Annotated in this window: 25 protein-coding genes; 15 read left to right on the forward strand and 10 right to left on the reverse strand. The window is 43.4% G+C overall.

The window, feature by feature from the left end; all coding sequences use genetic code 11:
* Nucleotides 1-46: 46 nt before the first annotated feature.
* Complete coding sequence (locus LKO26_RS02845) at nucleotides 47-1006, reverse strand: D-2-hydroxyacid dehydrogenase (protein ID WP_227586325.1); 960 nt, start codon at nucleotides 1004-1006, stop codon at nucleotides 47-49.
* A 5-nt stretch (nucleotides 1007-1011) separates the two neighbouring features.
* On the reverse strand, nucleotides 1012-1413 hold the full coding sequence (locus LKO26_RS02850; protein WP_227586326.1) for a phosphoheptose isomerase: 402 nt from the start codon (nucleotides 1411-1413) through the stop codon (nucleotides 1012-1014).
* A 150-nt stretch (nucleotides 1414-1563) separates the two neighbouring features.
* Between LKO26_RS02850 and idi the strand changes: the two genes are divergently transcribed.
* The gene (gene idi / locus LKO26_RS02855; RefSeq protein WP_227586327.1) at nucleotides 1564-2073 is read left to right on the forward strand and encodes an isopentenyl-diphosphate Delta-isomerase; all 510 of its coding nucleotides are present in this window, start codon (nucleotides 1564-1566) and stop codon (nucleotides 2071-2073) included.
* Between the two features lie 35 nt (nucleotides 2074-2108).
* Complete coding sequence (gene gcvT / locus LKO26_RS02860) at nucleotides 2109-3188, forward strand: glycine cleavage system aminomethyltransferase GcvT (RefSeq protein ID WP_227586328.1); 1080 nt, start codon at nucleotides 2109-2111, stop codon at nucleotides 3186-3188.
* 94 nt (nucleotides 3189-3282) lie between these two features.
* On the opposite strand, the gene LKO26_RS02865 is transcribed toward gcvT, so the two are convergent.
* Entirely contained in the window at nucleotides 3283-3642 is a 360-nt protein-coding gene (locus LKO26_RS02865; protein WP_227586329.1) for an arsenate reductase family protein, read from the reverse strand.
* 79 nt (nucleotides 3643-3721) lie between these two features.
* Here LKO26_RS02865 and LKO26_RS02870 point away from each other — a divergent pair, with 79 nt between their 5' ends.
* Nucleotides 3722-4231 (forward strand): PepSY-like domain-containing protein, encoded by a 510-nt coding sequence (locus LKO26_RS02870; protein WP_227586330.1) that lies wholly within the window; start codon nucleotides 3722-3724, stop codon nucleotides 4229-4231.
* Nucleotides 4232-4302: 71 nt separating this feature from the next.
* On the opposite strand, the gene rny is transcribed toward LKO26_RS02870, so the two are convergent.
* From rny to LKO26_RS02900, 6 genes are all read right to left on the reverse strand, one after another.
* On the reverse strand, nucleotides 4303-5871 hold the full coding sequence (gene rny / locus LKO26_RS02875) for a ribonuclease Y (RefSeq protein ID WP_227586331.1): 1569 nt from the start codon (nucleotides 5869-5871) through the stop codon (nucleotides 4303-4305).
* 246 nt (nucleotides 5872-6117) lie between these two features.
* A complete protein-coding gene (locus LKO26_RS02880) occupies nucleotides 6118-6405 on the reverse strand; it encodes a cell division protein ZapA (protein ID WP_227586332.1) in 288 nt (95 codons plus the stop codon).
* The gene (locus LKO26_RS02885; protein ID WP_227586333.1) at nucleotides 6405-6707 is read right to left on the reverse strand and encodes a hypothetical protein; all 303 of its coding nucleotides are present in this window, start codon (nucleotides 6705-6707) and stop codon (nucleotides 6405-6407) included. The genes LKO26_RS02880 and LKO26_RS02885 overlap by 1 nt, the downstream gene beginning before the upstream one ends.
* Before the next feature lie 150 nt (nucleotides 6708-6857).
* On the reverse strand, nucleotides 6858-7640 hold the full coding sequence (locus LKO26_RS02890) for a porin family protein (RefSeq protein WP_227586334.1): 783 nt from the start codon (nucleotides 7638-7640) through the stop codon (nucleotides 6858-6860).
* A gap of 46 nt (nucleotides 7641-7686) precedes the next feature.
* Nucleotides 7687-8406 carry a bifunctional demethylmenaquinone methyltransferase/2-methoxy-6-polyprenyl-1,4-benzoquinol methylase UbiE gene (gene ubiE / locus LKO26_RS02895; protein WP_227586335.1) on the reverse strand — a complete coding sequence of 240 codons (720 nt, stop codon included), beginning with the start codon at nucleotides 8404-8406 and terminating at the stop codon, nucleotides 7687-7689.
* A gap of 9 nt (nucleotides 8407-8415) precedes the next feature.
* Nucleotides 8416-8985, reverse strand: a complete 570-nt coding sequence (locus LKO26_RS02900; protein WP_227586336.1) for a hypothetical protein — start codon at nucleotides 8983-8985, stop codon at nucleotides 8416-8418.
* 96 nt (nucleotides 8986-9081) lie between these two features.
* Here LKO26_RS02900 and LKO26_RS02905 point away from each other — a divergent pair, with 96 nt between their 5' ends.
* Together LKO26_RS02905 and LKO26_RS02910 are read left to right on the forward strand one after the other, a co-directional pair.
* Entirely contained in the window at nucleotides 9082-10149 is a 1068-nt protein-coding gene (locus LKO26_RS02905; protein WP_227586337.1) for a 3-oxoacyl-ACP synthase III family protein, read from the forward strand.
* A 72-nt stretch (nucleotides 10150-10221) separates the two neighbouring features.
* Nucleotides 10222-11430, forward strand: coding sequence for a metallophosphoesterase (locus LKO26_RS02910; protein WP_227586338.1), 1209 nt, complete (start codon nucleotides 10222-10224; stop codon nucleotides 11428-11430).
* Between the two features lie 106 nt (nucleotides 11431-11536).
* Here the strand turns inward: LKO26_RS02910 and LKO26_RS02915 are convergent, their stop codons facing one another.
* Nucleotides 11537-12502 carry an NAD-dependent epimerase/dehydratase family protein gene (locus LKO26_RS02915; RefSeq protein WP_227586339.1) on the reverse strand — a complete coding sequence of 322 codons (966 nt, stop codon included), beginning with the start codon at nucleotides 12500-12502 and terminating at the stop codon, nucleotides 11537-11539.
* A gap of 165 nt (nucleotides 12503-12667) precedes the next feature.
* Between LKO26_RS02915 and ggt the strand changes: the two genes are divergently transcribed.
* The 10 genes from ggt to LKO26_RS02965 all read left to right on the forward strand — a co-directional run bounded on the left by ggt (nucleotide 12668) and on the right by LKO26_RS02965 (nucleotide 24538).
* Nucleotides 12668-14353 carry a gamma-glutamyltransferase gene (gene ggt / locus LKO26_RS02920; RefSeq protein ID WP_227586340.1) on the forward strand — a complete coding sequence of 562 codons (1686 nt, stop codon included), beginning with the start codon at nucleotides 12668-12670 and terminating at the stop codon, nucleotides 14351-14353.
* Between the two features lie 89 nt (nucleotides 14354-14442).
* The gene (locus LKO26_RS02925; protein ID WP_227586341.1) at nucleotides 14443-15573 is read left to right on the forward strand and encodes an alpha/beta hydrolase-fold protein; all 1131 of its coding nucleotides are present in this window, start codon (nucleotides 14443-14445) and stop codon (nucleotides 15571-15573) included.
* A 35-nt stretch (nucleotides 15574-15608) separates the two neighbouring features.
* Entirely contained in the window at nucleotides 15609-17018 is a 1410-nt protein-coding gene (locus LKO26_RS02930) for a leucyl aminopeptidase family protein (RefSeq protein WP_227586342.1), read from the forward strand.
* Nucleotides 17019-17160: 142 nt separating this feature from the next.
* Nucleotides 17161-18372: an acetyl-CoA carboxylase biotin carboxylase subunit family protein gene (locus LKO26_RS02935; protein ID WP_227586343.1), complete on the forward strand. Its 1212-nt coding sequence runs from the start codon at nucleotides 17161-17163 to the stop codon at nucleotides 18370-18372.
* Nucleotides 18373-18453: 81 nt separating this feature from the next.
* Nucleotides 18454-19167 (forward strand): alpha/beta hydrolase-fold protein, encoded by a 714-nt coding sequence (locus LKO26_RS02940; protein ID WP_227586344.1) that lies wholly within the window; start codon nucleotides 18454-18456, stop codon nucleotides 19165-19167.
* Nucleotides 19168-19203: 36 nt separating this feature from the next.
* Nucleotides 19204-20160 (forward strand): RimK family alpha-L-glutamate ligase, encoded by a 957-nt coding sequence (locus LKO26_RS02945; RefSeq protein WP_227586345.1) that lies wholly within the window; start codon nucleotides 19204-19206, stop codon nucleotides 20158-20160.
* Nucleotides 20161-20218: 58 nt separating this feature from the next.
* On the forward strand, nucleotides 20219-21349 hold the full coding sequence (locus tag LKO26_RS02950; RefSeq protein ID WP_227586346.1) for a carboxylate-amine ligase: 1131 nt from the start codon (nucleotides 20219-20221) through the stop codon (nucleotides 21347-21349).
* Between the two features lie 29 nt (nucleotides 21350-21378).
* Nucleotides 21379-22209, forward strand: a complete 831-nt coding sequence (locus tag LKO26_RS02955) for a type 1 glutamine amidotransferase (RefSeq protein WP_227586347.1) — start codon at nucleotides 21379-21381, stop codon at nucleotides 22207-22209.
* Between the two features lie 98 nt (nucleotides 22210-22307).
* Nucleotides 22308-23489: a hypothetical protein gene (locus LKO26_RS02960; protein WP_227586348.1), complete on the forward strand. Its 1182-nt coding sequence runs from the start codon at nucleotides 22308-22310 to the stop codon at nucleotides 23487-23489.
* A 104-nt stretch (nucleotides 23490-23593) separates the two neighbouring features.
* Nucleotides 23594-24538, forward strand: coding sequence for an ABC transporter ATP-binding protein (locus LKO26_RS02965; protein ID WP_227586349.1), 945 nt, complete (start codon nucleotides 23594-23596; stop codon nucleotides 24536-24538).
* Nucleotides 24539-24568 lie beyond the last annotated feature (30 nt).

A 24568-nucleotide genomic window follows, 5' to 3' on the forward strand; every position in this document is an offset into this window, starting at 1 on the left:
GAAAAAATCCGGGTTTTGTCATGTATTTTCTTGAGCATTGCTGCCTTTAGTGAATTTGCAAAATGCTGCAAATCTGTTCGGCCAGTGATAACCCTATCCGGTCCTGAGCTTCGAGTGTAGAGGCTCCCGTGTGTGGCGTAAGTGAAATTTTGGGATGGGTAAGAATTTCTTTTGCGGGTGTTGGTTCGTTCAGGAATACATCCAATCCGGCAAAAACTACTTTGCCACTGTTCAGTGCCGCAATAAGATCTGATTCGTTAATGACCCCGCCCCGTGAACAGTTGATGACGGCCACCCCGTCTTTCATCTGTGAAAATTCGGCAGCACCAATCATATGGCCGTTTTTCTGAGCCGGCACGTGCAGGGTAATGAAATCTGCGTGCTTCAGTACACCTTCCAGCGGTTCTGTTTCTATATCCACATTAATGAACTGGTTGTTGTAGAATTTAACCTTAATGGTGGCTTTGCCGATGTTGCTGTCTGCTGCGATGACCCGCATTCCCAGTCCGAGAGCGATTCTGGCTACCTCCTGGCCTATCCTGCCCATACCGATGATTCCGATGGTTTTGCCCCGCAGTTCAATGCCTTCCTGATAGGATTTCTTCAGTTTAGCAAATACCGTATCTCCCAGAACAGGCATTTTACGGTTTGAATCATGCAAAAAGCGTGCTCCCGAAAAAAGGTGTGCAAAAACCAGTTCTGCTACAGATTCAGACGAAGCCGAAGGCGTATTGATGACATGAATGTTTTTGGAGCGGGCGTACTCTACATCTATATTGTCCATTCCTACCCCGCCGCGGCCTATAATTTCCAGTGTAGGACAGGCGTCTATCACGTCCCGTTTTACCTGTGTGGCACTCCTTACCAGAAGTGTCCGGATGCCGTGTTCATTGATAAACTGAGTGAGTAAATTTTGTGGAACCTTTGTCGTGATGACCTCAAAACCCTTTTGGGTCAGGGCCTCAATACCGGATGGGTCCAGTCCGTCATTAGCTAATATCTTCATTAAAATCAGTCTTTAAAAACTTCTATCGTATCCTGCTTTTCTACCAGATCTGTGAATTTACCGTGGTAGCGTGTGGCTTTTACAATGTGATTGTCTATCCAGTGATAGTTGCCGCCTCTGGGCTTGCCACAAAGTACAGAATGGTATTTGAAGCCGTGCTTGTCCAGCCAGTCTATCGTGATTTGTTTTAAATCTTCTGTTCTGGAGGTGAAAAAACAAATGATATGCCCCTGGTCATACCAGCGGTTGATGGTTTCCAAAGCATCCGGATAGGGCTCACAGGTAAGCATTCTTTCGGGCTCTTCATTCGGCACATCATCCGTGATGGTACCGTCTATATCAATCAGATAATTCTTTATCCCGGCTTTTAATTTCGGACTCAGATGGTCCTGATATTCTGATTCCATTCACTTGTACTTACAGCTGCAAAATTACAACTTTTAACTTGATTGACAAGGAATTGAAACCGAGGGTTTTGCAAACTGCAAGCAGACAGCCAAAAAGAATGGTTGAAAATTTTACCAAATGGTTTATAAAGCCTAATTTTGTGTGCAACTATGGAAGAACAGGTAGTTTTAATCTCGGAAAATGACGAAGTTTTGGGTCTGATGGAAAAAATGCAAGCCCACGTAAACGGAGTCCTGCACCGCGCATTTTCGGTGTTTTTGTTTAACAGCAAAGGAGAAATGTTGCTTCAGAAAAGAGCAGATCACAAATACCATTCCCCCGGTCAGTGGACCAATGCCGTGTGCAGCCATCCGCGCATTAATGAAACCTACGAAGAAGGAGCCAGACGCCGGATGATGGAGGAACTGGGAATAGAGGCCGATATTCATCCAAAATTTCATTTCATCTACAAAGCTGAAGTAGGAAATGATCTTTGGGAACATGAATTGGATCATGTTTTTACCGGATTTTATGAAGGGGATTTCCGCCTGAATGAAGAGGAGGTATCTGAGGTTCGCTATATTTCCATGGAAGAACTGGACGCTGAACTGAGCGCTAAGCCCGATCATTTTACAGAATGGTTCAAGATTATTCTGGATGAATATAAGCATCACCTGTAATTCATTTATTCAATTTCAATTATAATATCAATCATATGAAGAAGACAGCTTTATTTGACAAACATGTCGCTCTGGGTGCCAAAATGGTGCCTTTCGCCGGTTTTGAAATGCCCGTACAATACTCCGGAGTTACGGAAGAACATTTTGCAGTCCGCGAGAAAGCAGGTGTGTTTGATGTGTCCCACATGGGACAATTTTTTGTGGAAGGTCCTGAAGCGAAAAACCTGCTGCAGTATGTCACCACCAATAACCTGGACACGGTGGAAACCGGAAAAGCCCAGTACACCTGTCTGCCAAATGGTAACGGTGGTATTGTAGATGACCTGATCATCTATAAAATGAATGATGAAAAGTATTTTGTGGTAGTAAACGCATCCAATATTGACAAAGACTGGAATCACCTGCAGAAATACAATGAAAAATTCGGAGCGAAACTGACCAATGCTTCAGATGAAATGTCTCTGCTGGCCATACAGGGACCAAAAGCAACCGAAATTCTTCAAAAACTAACCGACGTAAACCTGGCAGATTTGCCTTATTACAACTTTACCGAAGGTACTGTGGCCGGTGTGGATCATGTGATTATTTCCAATACCGGATATACCGGAAGCGGTGGTTTTGAAATCTACTTCAGCAATGATGCGGCCGAAAAACTGTGGGATGCTATCCTGGAAGCCGGTGCTGAATCCGGAATGATTCCTTGCGGTCTGGCGTCCCGGGATACCCTGAGACTGGAAAAAGGGTTCTGCCTGTACGGTAATGATATAGATGATAGCACTTCCCCACTGGAAGCCGGGCTGGGCTGGATTACCAAATTTGACAAGGAGTTTGTGGACAAAGAATTCTTTGCCAAACAGAAAGAAGAAGGCATCACCAAAAAACTGATTGGTTTTGAAATGCAGGAAAGAGCCATCCCAAGACACGATTATAAAGTGGTGGATGCAGAAGGCAATGAAATCGGGAAAGTGACTTCCGGAACCATGAGTCCCATGAAAAGCATCGGTATCGGACTGGCCTATGTGGACAAGCCGCATTTTAAAGTGGGAACTGATATTTATATTCAGATCAGAAATAAAAATGTACCTGCCAAAGTGGTAAAATTGCCTTTTGTGTAGATTTTTAACTTCATTAAAACATTGCAGGCACAACTTTACGGTTCTGCCTGTTGTTTTTTGTAGTCCGTAAAAAATACCTGTCCAAATAGGTCAACTAAACTGTCTGGTTTCCAAAATAGTCATGAAGTGCCTCCAGATTTTTTTTATCATTGCCAATAAAAATCTCATCATCTGTGATAAATACGGGACGTTTCAGAAAACTGTAATGATCCAGCAGAAGTGCTTTGTAATCTTTTTCCTGAAGTGCTTGCACATCGATTCCCCGGGCTTTGATCTGGGTTGATTTTTTGCTGAAAAGTGCCTCGTAGGATTGTGTTCTTTCATACATTTCCTGCAGTTCTGCTTCTGTAACCGGACTGCTTTTGATTTCACGGAGCTGCCAGTCTTCCAGATTCAGCGGCGTCATTATTTTCTTGTTGGTTCCGCAGGTTTTCAGATAAAATACTTTTTTCATCCTTCAAAATTACGGGTATATACTATCGTCTCCAAATCTATGGTACTTTTCTTGTTGCAATAATGCAAAATATTTATTTATGAAAAAATCAAAATTATCCGCGATTGCTGCTGTAGTTACCATGTTCGCATTGGCATCATGTGAAAAAAATGTAACCGTAGAAAATCCGGTACCAAACGATCAGGCGGTGACCGGAACTGCCACTGATGCGGCACCAGCGCCAGAAACTGCTGCTCAAACCAATGATCTGCCAGCGAATGTAAAATCTTTTCTGGCCGACATCTATCCGGCAGCATCTGTGATTCATTACGAAAAGAAGACCGGAATAGGAAGTACTTATGATGTAAAACTGAATAACGGGGCAGAACTGGAATTTGACAAGGATGGAAACTGGACCGATATCAAAAGTAATGAAGGGGTTCCGGCTCAAGTCATTCCCGGAAAAATTCAGTCCTATGTGGAAGCCAATTATCCTGCTACTAAAATTGAAAGCATAGAGAAGGAACGCAACAAAATCCATATTAACCTTTTGAACGATATCGATTTGGTTTTTGATACCGACGGTAACTTTGAAAGACTGGATCCGTAACGGTTCACTATGCATCAAAAAAAATCCTTTCAGCGTTTTGCCGAAAGGATTTTTTATTTGGGATGAGATGATTATCTCGCAATATTCACGGATCTTGTTTCGCGGATTACGGTAACCCGAACCTGCCCCGGATAAGTCAGTTCGTTTTGGATTTTCTCAGAAATATCATAAGAAAGTTGCGAAGACTGCTCGTCATTTACCTTACCGCTCTCCACCATCACCCGCAGTTCCCGGCCCGCCTGAATGGCATAAGCGCTGGACACCCCGTCAAAGCTTAAAGCAGCTGCTTCCAGATCTTTGAGACGTTGAATGTAAGATTCCAGTACCTGACGTCTGGCACCTGGTCTGGCACCGGAGATGGCATCGGCCACCTGAATGATTGGTGACAGCAGTGAGGTCATTTCAATTTCGTCGTGGTGGGCACCAATTGCATTGATGACCTCGGCATTCTCTCCGTATTTTTCGGCCCACTGCATGCCCAGCAATGCGTGCGGCAGTTCAGATTCCTGTTCCGGTACTTTACCGATGTCGTGCAATAATCCGGCTCTCTTCGCCAGTTTCACGTTCAGACCCAGTTCTGCGGCCATGGTAGCAGCAATATTGGCTACTTCTCTGGAGTGCTGAAGCAGGTTTTGTCCATAAGAAGAACGGAATTTCATACGTCCTACAATCTTCACCAATTCCGGGTGCAGACCATGGATTCCGAGATCAATAATGGTTCTTTTTCCAACTTCAATGATTTCCTCCTCTATGTGTTTTCTGGTTTTCTCTACCACTTCTTCTATCCTGGCCGGGTGTATGCGGCCGTCTGTAACCAGTCTGTGGAGAGAAAGTCTGGCAATCTCCCTTCTCACAGGATCAAAACAGGAAAGCAAAATGGCTTCCGGGGTGTCATCTACAATAATTTCTACACCGGTAGCTGCTTCCAGCGCGCGGATGTTTCTTCCTTCACGTCCGATGATTCTTCCCTTAATCTCGTCTGATTCTATGTTGAATACCGAAACAGAATTTTCTATCGCCTGTTCGGTTCCGATTCTCTGAATGGTCTGAATAACGATTTTTCTGGCTTCCTGCTTGGCATTGAGCTGGGCTTCTTCCATAATGCCCTGCACATGTGCCTGGGCTTTGGTTTTGGCTTCTGCTTTCATGGCTTCTACCAGTTCAGCTTTGGCATCCTCTGCGCTGTAATTGGCAATTTTTTCCAGGATTTCAACCTTTTGTGCCGTCACGGCATCCAGTTCCTGCTGCTTTCTTTCCAGGATTTCAGCTTTTTTTGCATAATCTGCGATCTGGCGGTCCAGGTCTTTTTCTAATTTTCCTGTTTTGCTGAGTTCATCATTCAGTTTGTGTTCTTTGTCTTTGGCTCGTTTCTCTGCATCCTGCATTTTCTTCTCACGGTTCTGGATTTCTGCATCGTGCTGAGATTTCAGTTCGAAGAACTTTACTTTGGCCTGAGCTTCTTTTTCTTTTCTTACAGATTCTGCTTTTACATTGGCTGTTTCTATAATATTTTGGGCATTCTTCTTCGCATCTTCTATAATGAATTTGGCTTTGGAATTCAATGAACTTTTGGAGAACATGAATCCAAGCACAGCTCCTGCAATCAATGCGATAATGCTTGCAATAATAATGGTTGTCATATATATATAGTTTAAATTTTAATGTTAATTCACCATATGCTTCATTTTCAAGCATAAAAAAGCCTACAACGGTTCAGTGATTTAGAGTAAACTCCTAATCAACACGATTTGGACTGATTTTCACTTTCTGTAATCCGGGCTGGCCGGCACGCCATTAAGTGAACATTTATCCGGTAATTGTTTAGCGTTGAGTTTACCTTAATGTGTTAGAACTATTGTAGGCAGCTTCTTCCGGAAAAGAAAAATCTACTTTTCCAGTGCTTCCAGGAACTGATTAATTTTGATTAACCGCTCGTTGGAGGCATTTATATTTTTCTCGTTATTCAGGGCAAAAACTTCGGCGCTGGTGCCCAGTCTCAGGGCGCACATGGCCAGTGCATCCTGTTTGTCCCGGATATCGAAATTCTGTTCAAAATCTTTAATCATATTTTCAATCTGCTTTCCTACTTTCCGAAGGGTTTCTTCTTCATTGGCAGGAACATTCAGCGGATATACCCTTCCGGCTATATTGATGGTAATCTTTCTTACATCCATTATAATCCACTGTTTTGAAGTTCTGCAATACAGAAATCCACCTCTTTGATTAACCGGTTGATGTGATTTTTCATCAATCTGTTATGTTCTGGATTTCCGGAAATTGCTGAATAAAGTTTTATTTCTTTTTGTTCTTCTGCAAGGACCTGACTTTTTCTCCGCTCTTCATCGTATTTCTGCTTCAGTGTTTCATGCTCTTTTTGCAACTCTTTATACTGTTCAGAGAGCAACTGATAATTTTTGGCCAGAAGAGAAATTTTTCTTTCTAATTCCGAAAAATTATTTTCCAATTCCTTGAGCATTTCAGGTCTTTTAAATTCTAACAATTAAGCAAAAATATAAAATTTTATTTTGAAACGGGCGAAAATAGCGCTAATTTTTTCTCTTTGGTTTAAAGAAAAAGAGAAGGCTGTTGCTAACCTTCTCTTTTCGTATCTTTTAAGTGGTCTTTATTATTCAAATTTCAGGACAAACATAAATGCTCTGGACGAGGCTGTAGAAATTGCTTTTGCCCAGTAAGGAGGTGTTCCGGGATTGTCTGATACCATTTCGTTGTTCAGGAAAAAGGTACCGCGTACGCCGGGTGTCAGCTTGAAACGGTTGAAGTAAATCTGTACTCCCATTTCTGCACTCCACGCAAAATTATTCTGGGTAGAGCGGAATACGCCCTGCAGGTTGTCATCACTGTTATTGGCATTAGACTGCAGATTCACGATATAATTAACTCCCGCCGCAGCATAAGGTCGGGTATTGTACCAACGGTCACCATGAATTTCAATCATCACCGGAATGTCCAGTAACGTAGATTTCACATTTCTTACTTTATCTGCTTCGGTAAGTTGTCTTGGGGTGAAGGGCGGATTGGTCAATGTGCCGGCTGCATACTGGTCATTGGTTTGTGTTTCAAAACGCAGTTCTCTTTGTACAAACTGCAGCCCGGGCTCCATTCTGAGGTCAAAATAATCGTTAAGGCGCATTTTACCGATTAATCCGGCACCGAAACCATAACTGGGTTTGGAAGTAACGGAATTGTAGTTCACATCCATACCGTATCTGGGATCCAGCACCAGTTTATAATCGTACATAGCACCATTGAGGTAAAAACCCCAACTGAATTTTTGCTGGTCGAAACTTTCCAGTTTATCCATTCTGTTTCGGCTGTTAAACTGGGCATCTGCGAAGGTGGCAAATGCAAGGGATGTTAAAACCAAAGATTTTAATAAAATTCTATTCATATTCTACAATTAATATTTTAACCATCAGGACTACCGCATTGTTGTTCTACTTGGTAGCCTTGTATATGGTAGCGATTCCCAAACTTAGTTTTTTATATTCTACTTTCTTAAAACCGGTATCCAAAAGGATTTGCTTCATTTTTTCCCCATAAGGAAAAGCATTTACAGAATCCGGAAGATAGGTATATGCTCGGTTATCCTTAGAGATCAGTTTTCCGATTGCGGGCAGAATATTTTTAAAATAAAACATATATAATGGACCCAATAATCCTTCAACTTTTGAAAACTCCAGAATATACACACTGTTTCCGCTTTTCACTACCCTTCTTAACTCCTGTAATCCTTTGTTTAAATTTTCGAAATTTCGTACCCCAAAAGCTACTGAAACCGCATCAAACCGGTCATTTTCAAACGGCAGGTTTTCGGCATCACCTTTTTGCATCGAAATTCTGCCGTCTAAATTAAGTTTTTTTATTTTAATAATCCCAACATTTAACATTTGCTGAGATAAATCTAACCCTACTACCTGTGCTCCGGTTCCTTTTTGAATGGCAACTGCCAGGTCACCAGTGCCCGTAGCAACATCCAACACCTCCTTCACGCCATCTTTTTTCATCCATTTTACCAGAGTATTGCGCCAGGCTACATCAATCTTCATAGAAAGTACGTGGTTCAGCAAATCGTATTTGGGTGCTATGTTGTCAAACATATCCTCTACTTCGCTCTTCTTGCTTGCGCCGGAATTGTATGGTTTTACCTGTTCCAAATTATTGTTTTAAAATTGATAATATTCTTTATAGTAGTTCAGAAAGTCCTGTTTTCTGAATATTTTTGTGCGGGATTCTACTTTCTGTATATTTTTAATCACCGCATCGTAGTCCTCATCTATCTGATAATAGAAATCTTCAGTATATAAATTCCGGAACAACCGGGGCTCGTTTACATAACTTTTGCCGTCTATGATGGTCTCACCGCGATGCGTAATCAGAGAGTCCCGGTTCAGTCCGTATCCGTAAAACTGCTCGTTGATATAATAATCCGAATGGGTAATGTTCAGTAAACCGCGTTCTTTGCTCACACTGAATGCCGAATCGTACAGAAGTTTCTTCTCACCGTCATAAACTTGAATCCTGTTTTTACCCACAGGAACTTCCACCTTTATATATTGTCCGGAAGTAATGATTTGCTCCGTTCCCTTGTTAATGGTAAAATAATAGGTATCTGGTGTGGGATTGTCTACCAGGTGGTAATTCTTTTTAGCCAGAAAAAGAAAATATACCCCAAAAGCCATTATGACAATAAATAATGAAATTAATAAACCGGTAAGGGCAGGGTTCTTTTTCATGTTTTCTGACAATATTTTTTGCAAATTTAGTAATAATTTTGGTTCCTCCTTATAGATATTAATTCATACATTTGCAATTATATTTTATTTGAAAGAATGCCAAGTACTGTTATTATAGGCTCCGGAAGCTACCTTCCTCCCAGAGTAATCGGAAGAGATTATTTTTTAAGCAGTGAATTTTTTACCGAAGAGGGTGTAAAAATTGATAAACCAACCGCTGAAATTATTGATAAATTTGTAGAAATTACCGAGATAGAGGACAGAAGGTATGTAGAGGATCACCAGATGAATTCTGATATCGGTTATGAGGCTGCAAAAAAAGCACTGGAGGATGCCGCCATAAATCCTGAAGAACTGGACTATATTATATATGCCAGCAATTTCGGCGATGTAAAAGATGCATCGGGCACCAATTTTATGCCCAATATGGCTGCACGTGTAAAAAATAAACTGCAAATTAAAAACCGGAAATGCATCACTTATGACATGATTTTCGGATGTCCGGGCTGGGTAGAAGCCATGATTCTGGCAAATCATCTCATTAATGCCGGGTCAGCCAAAATGATTTTGGTTGTAGGCTCTGAAACCCTGAGTCGCGTAACCGATCCGTATGACAGAAATAGAATGATTTTTGCCGATGGTGCAGGCGCCGTAGTGGTGAAAGCCAGTGATGAACCAAACGTTGGCATTATCTCACACAATACCATTTGTGATAATGCGGCTGAGCTGAACTATCTGGAAAACGCTGTTTCCCTGAATGAAGAGGCAGATCAGTCCTGCCTGTACATACGCATGCAAGGCAGAAAAATTTACGAATACGCATTGAAGAACGTCCCAAACGCCATCAAAGAAACCATAGATGCAGCCGGCCTCGGTATAGATGATATTGATAAAATCCTCCTCCATCAGGCCAATGCTAAAATGGATCATGCCATTATAGACCGTTTGCTGCGGTTGTATGACAGAAAGGAGTACGATGAATCTATAGCACCCATGACCATTCAGTATCTGGGAAATTCCTCTGTAGCCACCGTTCCTACTATGTATGACCTGATTATCCGTAATAAAATGGAAGGACATACTTTCCAGGAAAAAGGCAATATCGTGTTTGCCTCTGTAGGAGCAGGCATGAACATTAATTGTATCGTGTACCGGTTTCCCTGAATCTAAAAAATTGTTAAAAAGTTAAGAAAGGCACAGAATTTTATGTTTTGTGCTTTTTAATTTACAGCTGATATGAGAAAAAGCTTAGTAGTGCTCACAGGCATTATATTCTTACTGGAATTTTATGTGTTTCAGGCTTTTAAAACTTTGTTTGATAAGCCGGTGGCAAAAACTCTTTACTGGGTGATTACTGGACTTACCTACGCTACCCTGCTGTATCTGACACTCACGCTGAACCGTGCCAGCCAGGATCACCGGCAAATACAGATAGTAGTGTGCATATTCCTGATTTTTGTATTGCCTAAGATTCTGGTTATCGTCTTCCTGCTTATTGATGATTTGCTGAGACTGCTTCAGTTCGGAATCGGTTATTTTTCCAACCGCGAGGAAAATCATTTTCCCGAACGCCGGAAATTCCTCAGCGCTGCAGGACTGGGACTTTTTGGATTAATGGCGTTGCTGTTCACAGACGGAATTATATTCGGAAAATATCGCCATAAAGTCCGCCGAGTGAAACTGAAAATCAAGGGACTTCCGGCAAGTTTCCGCGGCTATAAAATGGTACAGATTTCAGATTTGCACAGCGGTAGTTTTCAGCATCCCGAAAAATTAAAACCGGCCATAGACTTGATCAATGCTCAAAGAGCAGATCTGGTATTGTTTACCGGTGATGTAGTAAATGATTATGCGGCAGAATACAAACGTTTTATCCCCCTGTTTTCTCAAATTCAGGCAAAGGACGGCAAGTTTGCCGTACTGGGAAATCACGATTACGGATTCTATGCAGAATGGCAGTCTGAGGAAGAACAGAAGCAGAACGTGCCGGATCTGATTAAAAATCTGGCTCAGTCGGGTTTTGAAACTCTGAGGAATGAACACCGGGTTATCGAGAAAAATGGAGATAAATTCTATGTTATCGGTGTGGAAAACTGGGGCGTAAAGCCATTTCCGCAGTTTGGTGACCTGGATAAGGCCTCAAGGGGAATTCCACCGGAAGCCGCAAAAATACTGATGAGTCATGATCCATCGCATTTTGATGAAGTGGTTAAAAAGCATCCTTCAGAAGTTCAGCTTACCTTATCGGGACATACCCATGGCATGCAGTTTGGTCTGGATCTTAAAAATATAAAATGGAGCCCTGTTCAGTACCGCTACAGCAAGTGGGCAGACCTCTATGAAAGCATGGGCAAATACCTGTACGTGAACCGCGGGTTTGGGGTCATAGCCTATCCCGGACGTGTGGGAGTTCACCCGGAAATTACCGTTTTTGAGCTTCATTAGATTAGGTCATTTCAGCAAAAAGGATTAACTTAATAGTTAATCCTTTACTTTATTTCGCTTTGTTGAAATCGCTGTATTACAAATTATTATAATCTATAACCCTAAATTATGCTTTAGCTAATTTTACCCTGAGGTTTTTCAGCATATCCTTAGACATAGCACTGATGTCAAAATCGTAGGTCAGTCCCCAGTCTTTCTTTGCCACAGCGTCGTCTATGGATGCCGGCCATGAGTCTGCAATCGCCTGTCTGAAATCCGGTTCGTAGGAAATTTCAAACTCCGGGATTTCTTTTTTGATTTCTGCGGCGAGTTCTTTCGGGGTGAAAGAAAGTCCGCCCAGATTATAAGAAGTGTGCACAGAAAGATTTTCTTTCGGAGCTTCCATCAGTTTCAGGGTGGCATTGATGGCATCATCCATGTAGAGCATGGGCATGGCCGTATCTTCTGAGATAAAACTGGTATATTTGCCTTGTTCTACTGCTTCATAAAAAATTTCAACGGCGTAGTCCGTAGTGCCACCACCTGCAGGAGTTTTCCAGGAAATGAGACCGGGATAGCGTATGCTTCGTACATCTACCCCATGCTTGTCATGGTAATATTCGCACCATTTTTCACCGGCCATTTTAGAAATTCCATAAACAGTTGTAGGATTCAGAACCACGTCCTGACCTACGTTTTCTTTAGGCAGACCTTTACCAAAAACAGCTATTGAGCTGGGCCAGAAAATTTTCTTCAGCAAACCTTCCTTAGCCATTTCACAAAGATTCAGTAAGGGTTCAATATTTAGTTTCCAGGCAAAAAGAGGCTGCTTCTCAGACGTACCGGAGAGCAGTGAAGCCAGGTGATATACCGTAGTGATTTCATAATCCTGAACCACCTGGCGCACCAGTTGGGTATTGTTAACATCCATTCGTTCATAATATCCTGCAGAAGTAAGATTTTTATCATAACGATCCAGGCCGGAGGCTACCACATTTTCTGCGCCATGTATTTCTACCAGACGGTTGGTAAGTTCTGTTCCGATTTGACCTAAAGCTCCGGTAATAAGAATTTTTTCCTTGTAGGATTCCATGTGATGTATTTAGAATTATTGAATCGCAAATTTAGAAAAATAGCGTCATTAATAAAAGAAAATCACAATGAAAACCACACCGCAGTGAGTAAACTTACAAGTCGACCCCGCGCCGTGTACCCGCTGCTCGTTCTTTTTCTTTATTTTTGATGAAACAATTTTGATATGAAAAAGTTTGCTTTTCTCCTGTTGATATACAGTCTGTGGATCCCTGCTCAGTACACAGAGATTAACATCGTTAAAGAAATCCGTACACAGAATAAAGGCCTGGTGGTCTCTGCGCATCCGCTGGCAAGCGAGGCCGGTGCCAGAATTTTACGTCAGGGCGGAAATGCGTTTGATGCAGCCATTGCCACTCAATATGCGCTTGCAGTCGTGTATCCCCAGGCTGGAAATCTGGGTGGTGGCGGATTTTTGGTGGGTTTCAGGAATGATGGTCAGCATGTTGCTATTGATTTTCGGGAAACGGCTCCCGCAAAAGCGCATGCGGATATGTATCTGGATGCGCAAGGCAATGCCAATACCCTTTTTTCGCAAAACGGGTCCCTGGCAGCGGGGATTCCGGGTTCGGTAGCCGGTTTTTTTGAAACCCTGAAACATGCACGGTTGCCCATGACCCAACTGATTCAGCCGGCCATAGACCTTGCCGAAGAAGGATTTGCCATTACCCGCCGGGAAGCTGATTTACTGAATAGTCAGATGGTGTTTTTTCACAAGTATAACCAACAGCGTACCGTATTTCAAAAAGAAACTCCATGGAAGCAAGGTGACTTGCTCATTCAGAAAGAACTGGCTGAAACCTTGAGGCGCATCCAGAAAAACGGCGCAAAAGGTTTTTACGAAGGAGATACAGCTCAGTTAATAGTGGATGAGATGAAACGCGGAAACGGAATCATTACGCTGCAAGATTTAAAAAATTATACAGCAATCGTAAGAAAGCCGCTGGTTTTTGACTATAAAAACCATCAGATTGTTTCAATGCCTCTTCCCTCCAGCGGCGGGATTTTGCTCGCGCAAATGCTCAAAATGACTTCGTTTGAAGGTCTTGAGCAATACGGACATCATTCTCCGGAAGCGGTTCAGATTATGATCGAGGCAGAGCGGCGTGCCTATGCAGACCGTGCTGAATTTATGGGAGACCCGGCATTTATTTCAGATCAGACACAGATGCTGATGTCTGAAAACTATTTGCGCAAGCGGTGGAAAAGCTATCAGAAAGCCAGCGCCACGCCGAGTTCGGAGGTGGGCAATATCATTGCCCCAACACAAGAGTCATCAGAAACCACGCACATCTCTGTTCTGGACCGGGAAGGAAATGCCGTAGCCGTAACCACGACCCTGAACGGACTCTATGGGAGCAAGGTGGTGGTAAGCGGTGCCGGTTTTTTTCTGAATAACGAGATGGATGATTTCTCCATAAAACCGGGGGTGCCCAACATGTTTGGGGCAGTTGGAGGTGAAGCCAATAAAATTGAGCCCGGAAAACGGATGCTCAGTTCCATGACCCCCACCATAGTCCTGAAAAACAACAAACCCTTTATGGTGGTGGGAACTCCCGGCGGCACTACCATTCCCACTTCTGTTTTTCAGACCATTGTCAATGTAATTGATTTTAAACTCAGCCCGAATGCAGCAGTAAATCTGCCGAAGTTTCACCATCAGTGGCTTCCGGAAACGGTGATGGCCGAAAGTGGTTTCCCGGAGGCCAGCGTAAAAGCACTGGAAAAATGGAATTATACTTTTGAAAAGGTGAATCAGATCGGCCGGACAGAACTCATTGTGGCAGATGGCTCAGGAAATGCAGTGGCGGTGGCAGATGGGCGTGGTGATGATTCTGCAGCCGTGGAGTAAATGCAAATATAGTAACCAACCATTCAAAACTCAACAACAACCTTTCCGGAAATTGTTTATATTTAGCCATTGATTGACGATAAAACCAAATGATTTTTAAACTTACCACAGCAGAAGACGATAAACGCACAGTCTATGTCACCGGAAATTTCAACCAGTGGAATCCGCGGGATGCCGATTTTCAAATGAAAAAAACGGCAAATGGCTATGTTCTGGAGATTCCGGATGAAAGATTTCCAGAAGAAATTGAATATAAATTCACCAAGGGCGGATGGGAAAACGTGGAAATTGACCGTTTCGGCAATATCACATCCAACAGAAAAGCATGCCGTTCTCAGGGTGAATTGCTGGCACATGTGGAACGTTGGCGAATCAACTGGGGACCCTTCAAGAAAGAATTTTTCCCGGCAATTGAGTTGATATCAGAGAAGTTCTATATCCCACAACTGGACAAAACCCGTAAGGTTTGGGCACTTTTACCATTCAACTATCATAAAACCAATAAAACATATCCGGTGCTGTATCTTCATGATGCGCAGAATCTGTTCAACGAAGGTTCCATATTCGGGAACTGGGAAATCGATAAAAAGATGGCCATTCTTGCAGAATACGGCCGTGGAGACCTGATCATTATCGGCATCGAAAACGGAAACGAACACCGTACAGACGAGTATGTACTGGAATACGATTCCATTGCCAAAAATGCGGAAGGAAAAAAGTACATCAGATTTCTGGCAGACACCCTAAAACCATATGTAGACAGTGTTTACCGGACAAAAACCGGCAGGGAACATACCGGTATCGGGGGCAGTTCACTGGGCGGCCTCATCAGCATATACAGCGGATTTCTGTACCCGGAAGTCTATTCCAAACTGATGATTTTCTCGCCTTCACTGTGGGTAAATCCGGATTATGATTTCCCCATGATGAACTTCCGTACCCCATATGAAACCAAAATCTATATGTACGGCGGCGAGCACGAAGGTTCCGGCATGACGGAACGGATGCTGGAATTTGAACGCCTGATGGAAGATTCGGAAGCTCATTATTCGGTACAGTTTGATTTCAGAATCAGCATGAATCCGGACGGGAAGCATCAGGAATTTTTCTGGTCGCAGGAATTTCCCCGTGCTGTGGAATGGTTGTTTTTCGACAGTCAGAAAGACCCCAAAGAACTCGCCGAACTGGCTCAGAAAGAAGAATCGGAAAGCCCGGAATAATACCTGTCATTAACCCTTTTAGACCCCACGAATTCATGAGAATTGTACCACAACAAAAACAGGATGCTGCCCAGTATTTTAACTTTTACACGCCTGCACAATGGCAGGAAAAACAAGAGCAAATCAACCCGAAAATTGGCAAACTCTTTTCGGGACAGAAAAATGAAACTTTTATTCTGGTCGAAGAACATGCCGTGACCTTTCTCATTGGCTTGGGTGATCGCCCTGATTTTGCTGATATTCAGAATACGGCCGCTCAGTTCGCCCATCAGTTCAGAAAAAAAATCAGCGCCGTTCCCACCGGAATCCATGCAGGCAGTTTAGACGAAAAAGAAGTGGAGCAACTGGCTACAGGGCTGTCACTGGGAACTTATGAATATCCTTATCAGGGTAAACATCCGTTCTGCCAGACGGAGTTTGAACTGAGACTCAATCTTTCAGAAGGTGCGGTGGTGCATATTGAAAAAAAGACATCGGCCATTACCGAGGGGCAGTTTGCCTGCATGGAGTGGCTGAACAAACCGCAGAATCACAAGCGGGTTTCCCATATTTCAGTGTATCTGAAGGAAATTTCGGAGCGGTATGGGTTTAAATTAACTGTTTTTGACCGGCAAGAATCAGCAGCACTCGGGCTGGGCGCATTTCTGGCGGTGAACGACGGCAGTTCTCAGGATGCAGCGTTTACGATTTTGGAATACCGAAGTGCGGAGCCGAATGCAAAAACCATCGGACTGGTAGGAAAATGCGTCCTGTTTGACACCGGCGGAATTTCTATTAAATCTGCAGACAATCTCCATTATATGAAGTCAGATATGGGCGGCGCTACAGCGGTCATCGGCACCCTCATTGCCGCTGCTGAAATGAAACTTCCGGTGAATATAGTAGCCGTACTGCCCGTTACAGACAATGTGGTGTCCAATACTTCTTATCTTCCCAGCGATGTGGTGACCGCTTACAATGGTAAAACCATTGAAATCATCAATACCGATGCAGAAGGAAGACTGACACTGGCAGACGGCCTCTCCTATCTGGCTGCAAATTACAAAACAGACGTTATGATTGATCTGGCCACGCTTACCGGCAGTTCTGTACGTATGTTTGGCAATACCTGCGGTGCGCTTTTCTCAAACGATGCTGCCCTTGCCGGGGATCTGGCAGCCGCAGGTGACCATACCGGTCAGCGACTGTGGCCACTGCCGCTCTGGGATGTCTGGAAAGAAGATTTCACCTCAGACGTGGCAGATTTTAAAAACATCTCGCTAAAACCTGTGGGAGATTGCATCATTGCGGCTAAGTTTCTGGAGCAGTTTATTGAAAATCACCCGGCCTGGGCACATCTGGACATTGCGGGTGTTTCGTTTGGCAATGTGCCGTATGCCAAGGAAAAAGCAGCCACCGGATACGGCGTTCAATTATTACTGAAATTTATTGAAAAAATACTGTAAAAAATTCGTCCAATTCAAAAAAACAATGTAATATTGAGAGAGATTTTGAATTTGACACCTCTTTTTTAAATCTGATGTTCAATCCTCAGAAAAACAAAGGTTTCATCATTGAAGTTTCACCGTTTTCAATAAAACACTGTTTATGGAGAAAAAAACAATAGTCTGCATTTCCTGCTATCTGAAGGGTTATGATTTCATGGACGAAATGCATCAGCTGGGAAATAAAATCATCCTGATTACCTCAGAAAATCTGCGCGAAAAAAACTGGCCGTGGCATGCCATAGACGAGGTTTTTTATATGACCGAAACCTCACCGTCGGTATGGAATCTGGAGCATCTGGTTCATGGCTTTTCTCATCTGATGCAAACCCGTAAAGTGGATGCCGTAGTGGCACTCGATGATTACGATGTGGAAAAAGCGGCACTAATCCGTGAAAATTTCAGGATTCCCGGCATGGGACAAACCACACACAGATATTTCCGGGATAAGCTGGCCATGCGGCACAAAGCGCTGGAAAGTGGCATATCTGTTCCTGAATTCACTGCTGTTTTTAATAATGACGAAGTCAATAGTTTTGCGGACCGTGTACCTGCACCGTGGGTTTTGAAACCCCGTTCTGAAGCCTCGGCTACCGGAATCAAAAAGCTGCATTCCCGGGACCAGCTATGGGAAACCATAGGGCGCCTCGGAGATGAACGGCATCTTTTTTTACTGGAAAGTTTTAAACCCGGCCATGTGTATCATGTGGATGCACTGGTATATGATGGTCACATTAAATTCACCTCATGCGCACGCTATCTGGCGCCACCTATGCAGGTTTCGCATGAAGGCGGCGTATTCCGGTCTCAGACTTTGAGTCGGCAATCTGAAGAATTTGCAACACTGGAAACTCTGAACAAACAACTTTTATCGGCGTTCGGACTGAAAAACGGAGCTACCCATACAGAATTTATCCGTGGACAAGAAAACGGTGAGTGGTATTTCCTGGAAACCTCCTCACGGGTAGGCGGTGCCCATATTCCGGATCTGGTGGAAGCCGCTACCGGCATCAATATCTGGCGGGAATGGGCCCGAATAGAAGACAGCCTGCTGAAGAAAAAAAAGTATGCTCCGGCAGAGCCTCACACTTTCTCTGCTGGTCTGCTGGTAGCATTGGCCAACAGTAAAAATCCGGATTATGCAGGTTTTACAGACGACTCTGTAGAGAAATTTCTCCCGATAGAAAATCACATTGGTATTGTATATAAGGCAGACAGTGATGAAAAAATCCTGAAGCTGCTGGACGAAGCTGCCGAAAAAGTCACCGACAATTTTTTAACCATTCTTCCGCCTCAGGATAAACCTACCGCATGATATACTGCATATTTCCGGTCACAGCAGTACTGAAAACGAATACCGGATTTGCCGATTTGTTTAATAAAAAATAGAAAGCTAATGCCCAAAACAGAACACACAGATTTTTATTCGCACATCCTGGGAACCAGCATGAAGGTTGAAGTGACCGGACATTACGGTTACCCAATTATTATGTTTCCCACGTCCCGGGGATCATATACCCAGAATCATGATTTCAAGCTGAACGACTGTATTTCCTGGTTTATTGATCAGGGAAAAGTAAAACTGTATAATGTACAGACCATAGACAGCTGGAGCCTCTATGATAAAGGAATTCACCCTGAAGACCGGATACGCAACTACGAATTATGGGTTCAGTTTATGCGCAGGGAATTTGTGCCGTACATTCAGCAGCTTCATCAGACACACCGGGTGGCGCTGGCGGGAGCAAGTTTTGGCGGATATCACGCAGCTAATTTTGCGTTCCGGTTTCCCGATCTCGTTTCACATCTGTTTTGCCTGAGCGGTGCTTTTACCATACGCGATTTTATGGATGGTTACTGTGGCGAACTGGTATATTTCAACAGTCCTCGGGAGTTTGTAGCCAATGATGAATCCTGGAAATACAAACACATGCACATAGTCCTAAGCACTTCTGACCAGGACATCTGCCTGGAGCAAACCCGTGAAATGGCAGGAATATTAACCCAAAAGGGCATTGACCACTGGTACGATGAGCAGAAATGGATCAATCACGACTGGCCGCTGTGGCGCATGGTCTTCCCCATGTTCATCGGAAGGTTCTTTTCTTAAAAACAATTAAGCATTAACATCAAAAAATATAATAATATGGCAAAAAAAGTCGGAATTTTGTTTGGAATGGAAGATACTTTTCCATGGGAATTCATCAACAAAGTAAATGAACTGGGCAAAGGCGAAGTCACCGCCGAACCGGTACTGATTGATAAACTGGAACAAGGCGCAGATTACGGCTATGCAGTGATTATAGACCGTATCTCGCAGGATGTACCCTTTTATCGTGCCTATCTGAAAAATGCTGCAGCTACGGGGACATATGTTATCAATAACCCGTTCTGGTGGAGCGCTGATGAAAAATTCTTCAATAATGTGCTCATGAGCAAACTGGGCGTACCACTTCCCAAAACCGTTTTATTGCCCTCCAGCAACAGACCGGCCAATACACAGGAAACCTCTTTCAGAAATATGAAATTTCCGCTGGACTGGGAATATATTTTCAATTACGTAGGTTTTCCTTGTTATATGAAACCCCATGACGGAGGTGGCTGGCGCAATGTGTACCGCTGTACGAGTAAAGAAGATCTCTGGGATAAACTGAGTGAAACCGAGGAACTGGTAATGATGGTGCAGGAAGAAATCGTGTTCGAAGACTATTACCGGGTGTATTGTCTTGGCAAAAAATATGTGCACATCATGCCTTATGAACCCCGCAATCCGCATCACCTCAGATATGCCACAGAACATCAGACCCAGGGCGCAGAACGTGATAAACTTCTCAAGAAAATCAAAGAACTCACCATCAAAATGAATGAGGCATTGGGCTATGATTTCAATACCGTAGAGTTTGCGGTGAGAGACGGCATTCCGTATGCAATTGATTTCTGTAATCCGGCTCCGGATGCAGACCGTAATTCTGTGGGCGAAGAAAATTTCCAATGGATTATAGAACATGCCGCAAAACTGGCCATTGAAAAAGCCAACGAATATGTGCCCGGAAAAACCAATATCTCATGGGGTAATTTTGTTACCAAAGGCATAGGTAATTAAATAAGAATCACCAGGTGCACATCACAATTTCAGATTTTTAATTTCAAAAGCACAAATTATGCACACATTTACCATAGGCGTAGAAGAAGAATATCAGATCATTGATGCAGACACCCGCGATCTGGTATCCCACGTTTCCAAAATCATAGAGGGCGGAAAAGCTACTCTGGAAGAGCATCTTACTCATGAAATGCACGAAAGTGTCATTGAAATGGAAACGGGCATCTGTAACAATATTCAGGAGGCCAAAGACGAACTGTATTCTTTGCGCGGAAGACTCATTGAGGTGGCGCACCAGAACAACCTGCGCGTATCCGGGGGTGGCACTCACCCGTTCTCCCGCTGGCAGGATAACCAGATTACCAAAGCAGACCGCTATGACAAAATTGTGAGCGACCTGGGAGATGTAGCCCGTTCTAATCTGATTTTCGGGCTTCACGTACACATTGGAATCCCCAACCGTGAAGAGGGCGTGCGCATCCAGAACATTATGCGTTATTTTTTACCTCATGTCTATGCGCTTTCTACCAATTCTCCGTTTTGGCTGGGCCGAAATACCGGATTCAAGTCATACCGGCAGGAGGTTTTTGTGAAATTTCCGCGTACAGGGATTCCCAGCTACTTTTCCAGCGCGGCAGAATTTGATGCCTACATCAATCTGATGATCAAAACCGGAACCATAGATAATGCCAAGAAAATCTGGTGGGATCTGCGGGTACACCCCTTCTATCCTACTATTGAATTCAGAATTTGTGACATGCCGCTGCGGGTGGACGAAACCGTCTGTCTGGCCGCCATCATGCAGGCGCTCACCGCTAAAATCTACAAACTGCATCAGCAAAATCTGAGTTTCAGAAGTTACCGGAGACTCATGCTGAATGAAAATAAATGGCGCGCTTCCAAAGACGGTATCCATGCCCATCTGATTGATTTCGGGAAAGAAGAAAGTGTCCCTTATGAATGCCTGCTTCGTGAGTTGCTTACATTTATTGATGACGTGGTAGATGAGTTGGGAAGCCGCAAGGAAGTGGAATATGCATGGGAAATTATGAAACGTGGTACTGGCGCAGACAGACAGCTGAAAGTCTTAGAAGAAACCGGTGATCTAAATGCGGTGGTAGATTATATGATTGCCGAAACAGAATACGGAATCACCCACCACAATGAAGCTCCAATTATTATTTCGTAAATTTGCATCTTCTTAGAAGAGAGAGAGATATGAACATGATCAGAATCGCCCTGCTGGATATGAATAATAACCAGGCCAACCAGGGAATGCGGAATATTAAAGAAATCACAGAGGTTTTTAAACAAACTTCGGAAGAACAGGTGGAAATTGTCATCTTTGATGTAAGGCACAAAAATGAAATCCCCGACATCAGCAGTTTTGATATATTTATTTCATCCGGTGGTCCCGGCACGCCCCATCGTGAGGGATTGCCCTGGGAAAATCAATATGCAGATTTTCTGGACCGCATTTGGGAGCATAACCAGACTTCTGAAAAGAAAAAATTCATGTTCCTGATTTGTCATTCTTTTCAACTGGCCAGCATTCATTGGCAACTGGGAAATATCTGCAGACGTAAATCATATTCATTCGGGGTAATGCCGGTTCATAAAACAGAAGAAGGAATGGAAGATGTTCTGTTTCAGAATCTGGGAGATCCTTTCTATGCGGTAGACAGCCGTGCTTTTCAGTTTATAGAACCTGATCTTGATAAAATGGAAGCATTGGGTGCGAAGATTACAGCACTGGAGAAAGTACGGCCACACATTCACCTGGAACGTGCGGTAATGGCCATCCGTTTTTCTGATGAGATTTTCGGGACGCAATTCCACCCCGAGGCAGATCCCGAAGGTTTCCTGAAGAATCTGGAAACAGAAAGCAACCGCCAGGCCATGATTGAAAACTATGGAATGGAAAAATTCCTGGAAACCGTAGACCGCATGAACGATCCGGACAAAATTCTGCTTACGCAGGCTCAAATTCTGCCCCGTTTCCTAAAGAGGGCCGCCAAATCAATAAGCAGGAATTTAGCAACAGTTTAAATGTGTTCAATTGAAAAAAATATACCGGGTCATTCCCGGTTTTTTTTGTGCACTTTCATCAAAAATTCTTGTATATTTAATTTTTAAAACCAAATGTTATGATACCGGAATACAGAGAAAGATTCAACCAGGAATTTACCGAAGAGAAATACAAGCAGGTCATTCAATTACTGACCGAGGCAGCAGGAGCAGCTCCAAAATTCCGGGTTTCGGAAAGTCCTGTTTTTTTAACAGTAAATTTCCGGGATAAACTTCTGGACGCTTGCGACAGCATCATTACCCAGATTAAAAACATGAGCAATGAGGAACTCGCAAAAGCCATTCCGCCTCAATATCATGTGCCCAATGATACCCTGCAACCTCATTTCTTTACCATTGACTTTGGGATTTGTCAGAATGAAAAGGGCGAACCGGAGCCGCAGCTGATTGAGCTGCAGTCCTTTCCCAGTCTGTATGGTTTTCAGAGAACGCTAAAAAACACATTAAGCAAGGTCTATCCTTTTCTGGAAGAACTGAAACCCTATACCAGTACAGAATCCTACTTTCAGCAATTCCGGGAGTTGATTGTGGGCGATGAACATCCGGAGCATACCATTCTGCTCGAAATTCATCCGCATCAGCAAAAAACAAACGTAGATTTTTATCTGACCGAGAAAATTACCGGCATCAAAACCGTGTGCTTGTCTGAGGTCAGGAAAAAAGGCAGGCAATTGTTTTACGAACATGACGGACGACTTATTCAGATTAAAAGAATTTACAACCGGGTTATTTTTGATGAACTGGACCACATAGAAGGCTTCAGCAGTGAATTTGACTTCCGGGAGGAAGCAGATGTAACATGGGTTACACACCCGAACTGGTTTTTTAAGGTATCCAAATTTCTTTTGCCCAAATTGCATCATGCCTATGTACCGAAAAGTTATTTTCTCCATGAATTTCCGGCCGCAGAAAATCCGGAAAACTTCGTGCTGAAACCATTGTTTTCTTTTGCCGGAGCGGGCGTAAACCTGAATCCCACCGAACAGATTATTGAAGCCATACCGGATAAAGAGAACTTCATTATGCAGCGGAAAGTAAGCTATGCACCATTGTTTAAGGATATTAATGGCGATTTTTCGAAAGCAGAAATCCGACTGCTGTATATATGGCCGGAGCATCAGGACCGACCCACACTGATAGAAAACCTGGTGAGAATGACGAAATCAGCCATGGTAAATATTGATTTCAATAAGGATCAGGCCATCTGGATTGGCGGCAGTACAGCGTTTTTCGAAAGATGACATCCGGCAGAACTTCTCGATTTCTGACCGGTTCCTGAGCAGGAAAATGGCCGACTGGCAGTATTTTTTCCGTATCTTTCGCCATTATTTTTAGTTATTCTACCATGCTTACAGCAGAAAAGGTATACAAATCTTACAACGCCGGAAAGAAAATTGCACTGCAGGATTTCAGTATACAGGTGCCCCAGGGCAGCATTTATGGTTTACTGGGACCCAATGGCGCCGGGAAAACCACTTTTATCCGCATCATCAATCAGATAACCCAGGCAGACCGTGGTGAAATCCGCATTAACGGAGAAAAGCTGAATCCGCTGCATATTCGTGATATCGGCTATATGCCGGAGGAACGGGGACTCTACAAAAATATGACCGTGGGAGATCAGCTCCTCTATTTCGGCAAGTTAAAGGGAATGTCCGGGCAGGATGCACTCAGAGAAGCGAAATATTGGTTTGATCAGTTGCATATAGACCAGTGGTGGAAAAAGAAACTGAGCGAACTCTCCAAAGGAATGGCTCAGAAAATTCAGTTTGTAGTAACCGTATTACATAAACCGGGACTGCTGATTCTGGACGAACCGTTTTCCGGTTTTGATCCCGTGAATGCCAACCTGATTAAGGATCAGATTCTGGCTCTTAAAGAAAAAGGAACCACCATTATACTGAGTACCCACCGCATGGAAAGTGTGGAAGAAATGTGTGATTATGTGGCACTGATCAACAATTCCAAAAAGATCCTGGATGGTAAAGTGTTTGATGTCCGCGAAAAATTCAAAAGAAATATCTTTGGCGTGACCCTGGCTGATGTGCAACCTGAAAAATTTTCAGTATTCTGCACCACACATGAAGTCCGCGAGTATAAAACCGATAACAACCTGATCTCTTTTGAGATAGATGGCAGTAAAGACCAGAACCATTTGTTGTCTGAACTGATTCAGCTGGGAAAAATACGCTCCTTTGATGAGAAAATACCCGGCATGAATGAAGTCTTTATTACAGCCGTTCAGCAGAAGTTTCCGGAACAACCGGTAGTAAACTACAGAGAGAATTAATAATTTCATCAAGTGATTCCATTAGCACAT

The sequence above is a fragment of the Chryseobacterium sp. MFBS3-17 genome (assembly GCF_020687745.1).
GTDB lineage: Bacteria > Bacteroidota > Bacteroidia > Flavobacteriales > Weeksellaceae > Marnyiella.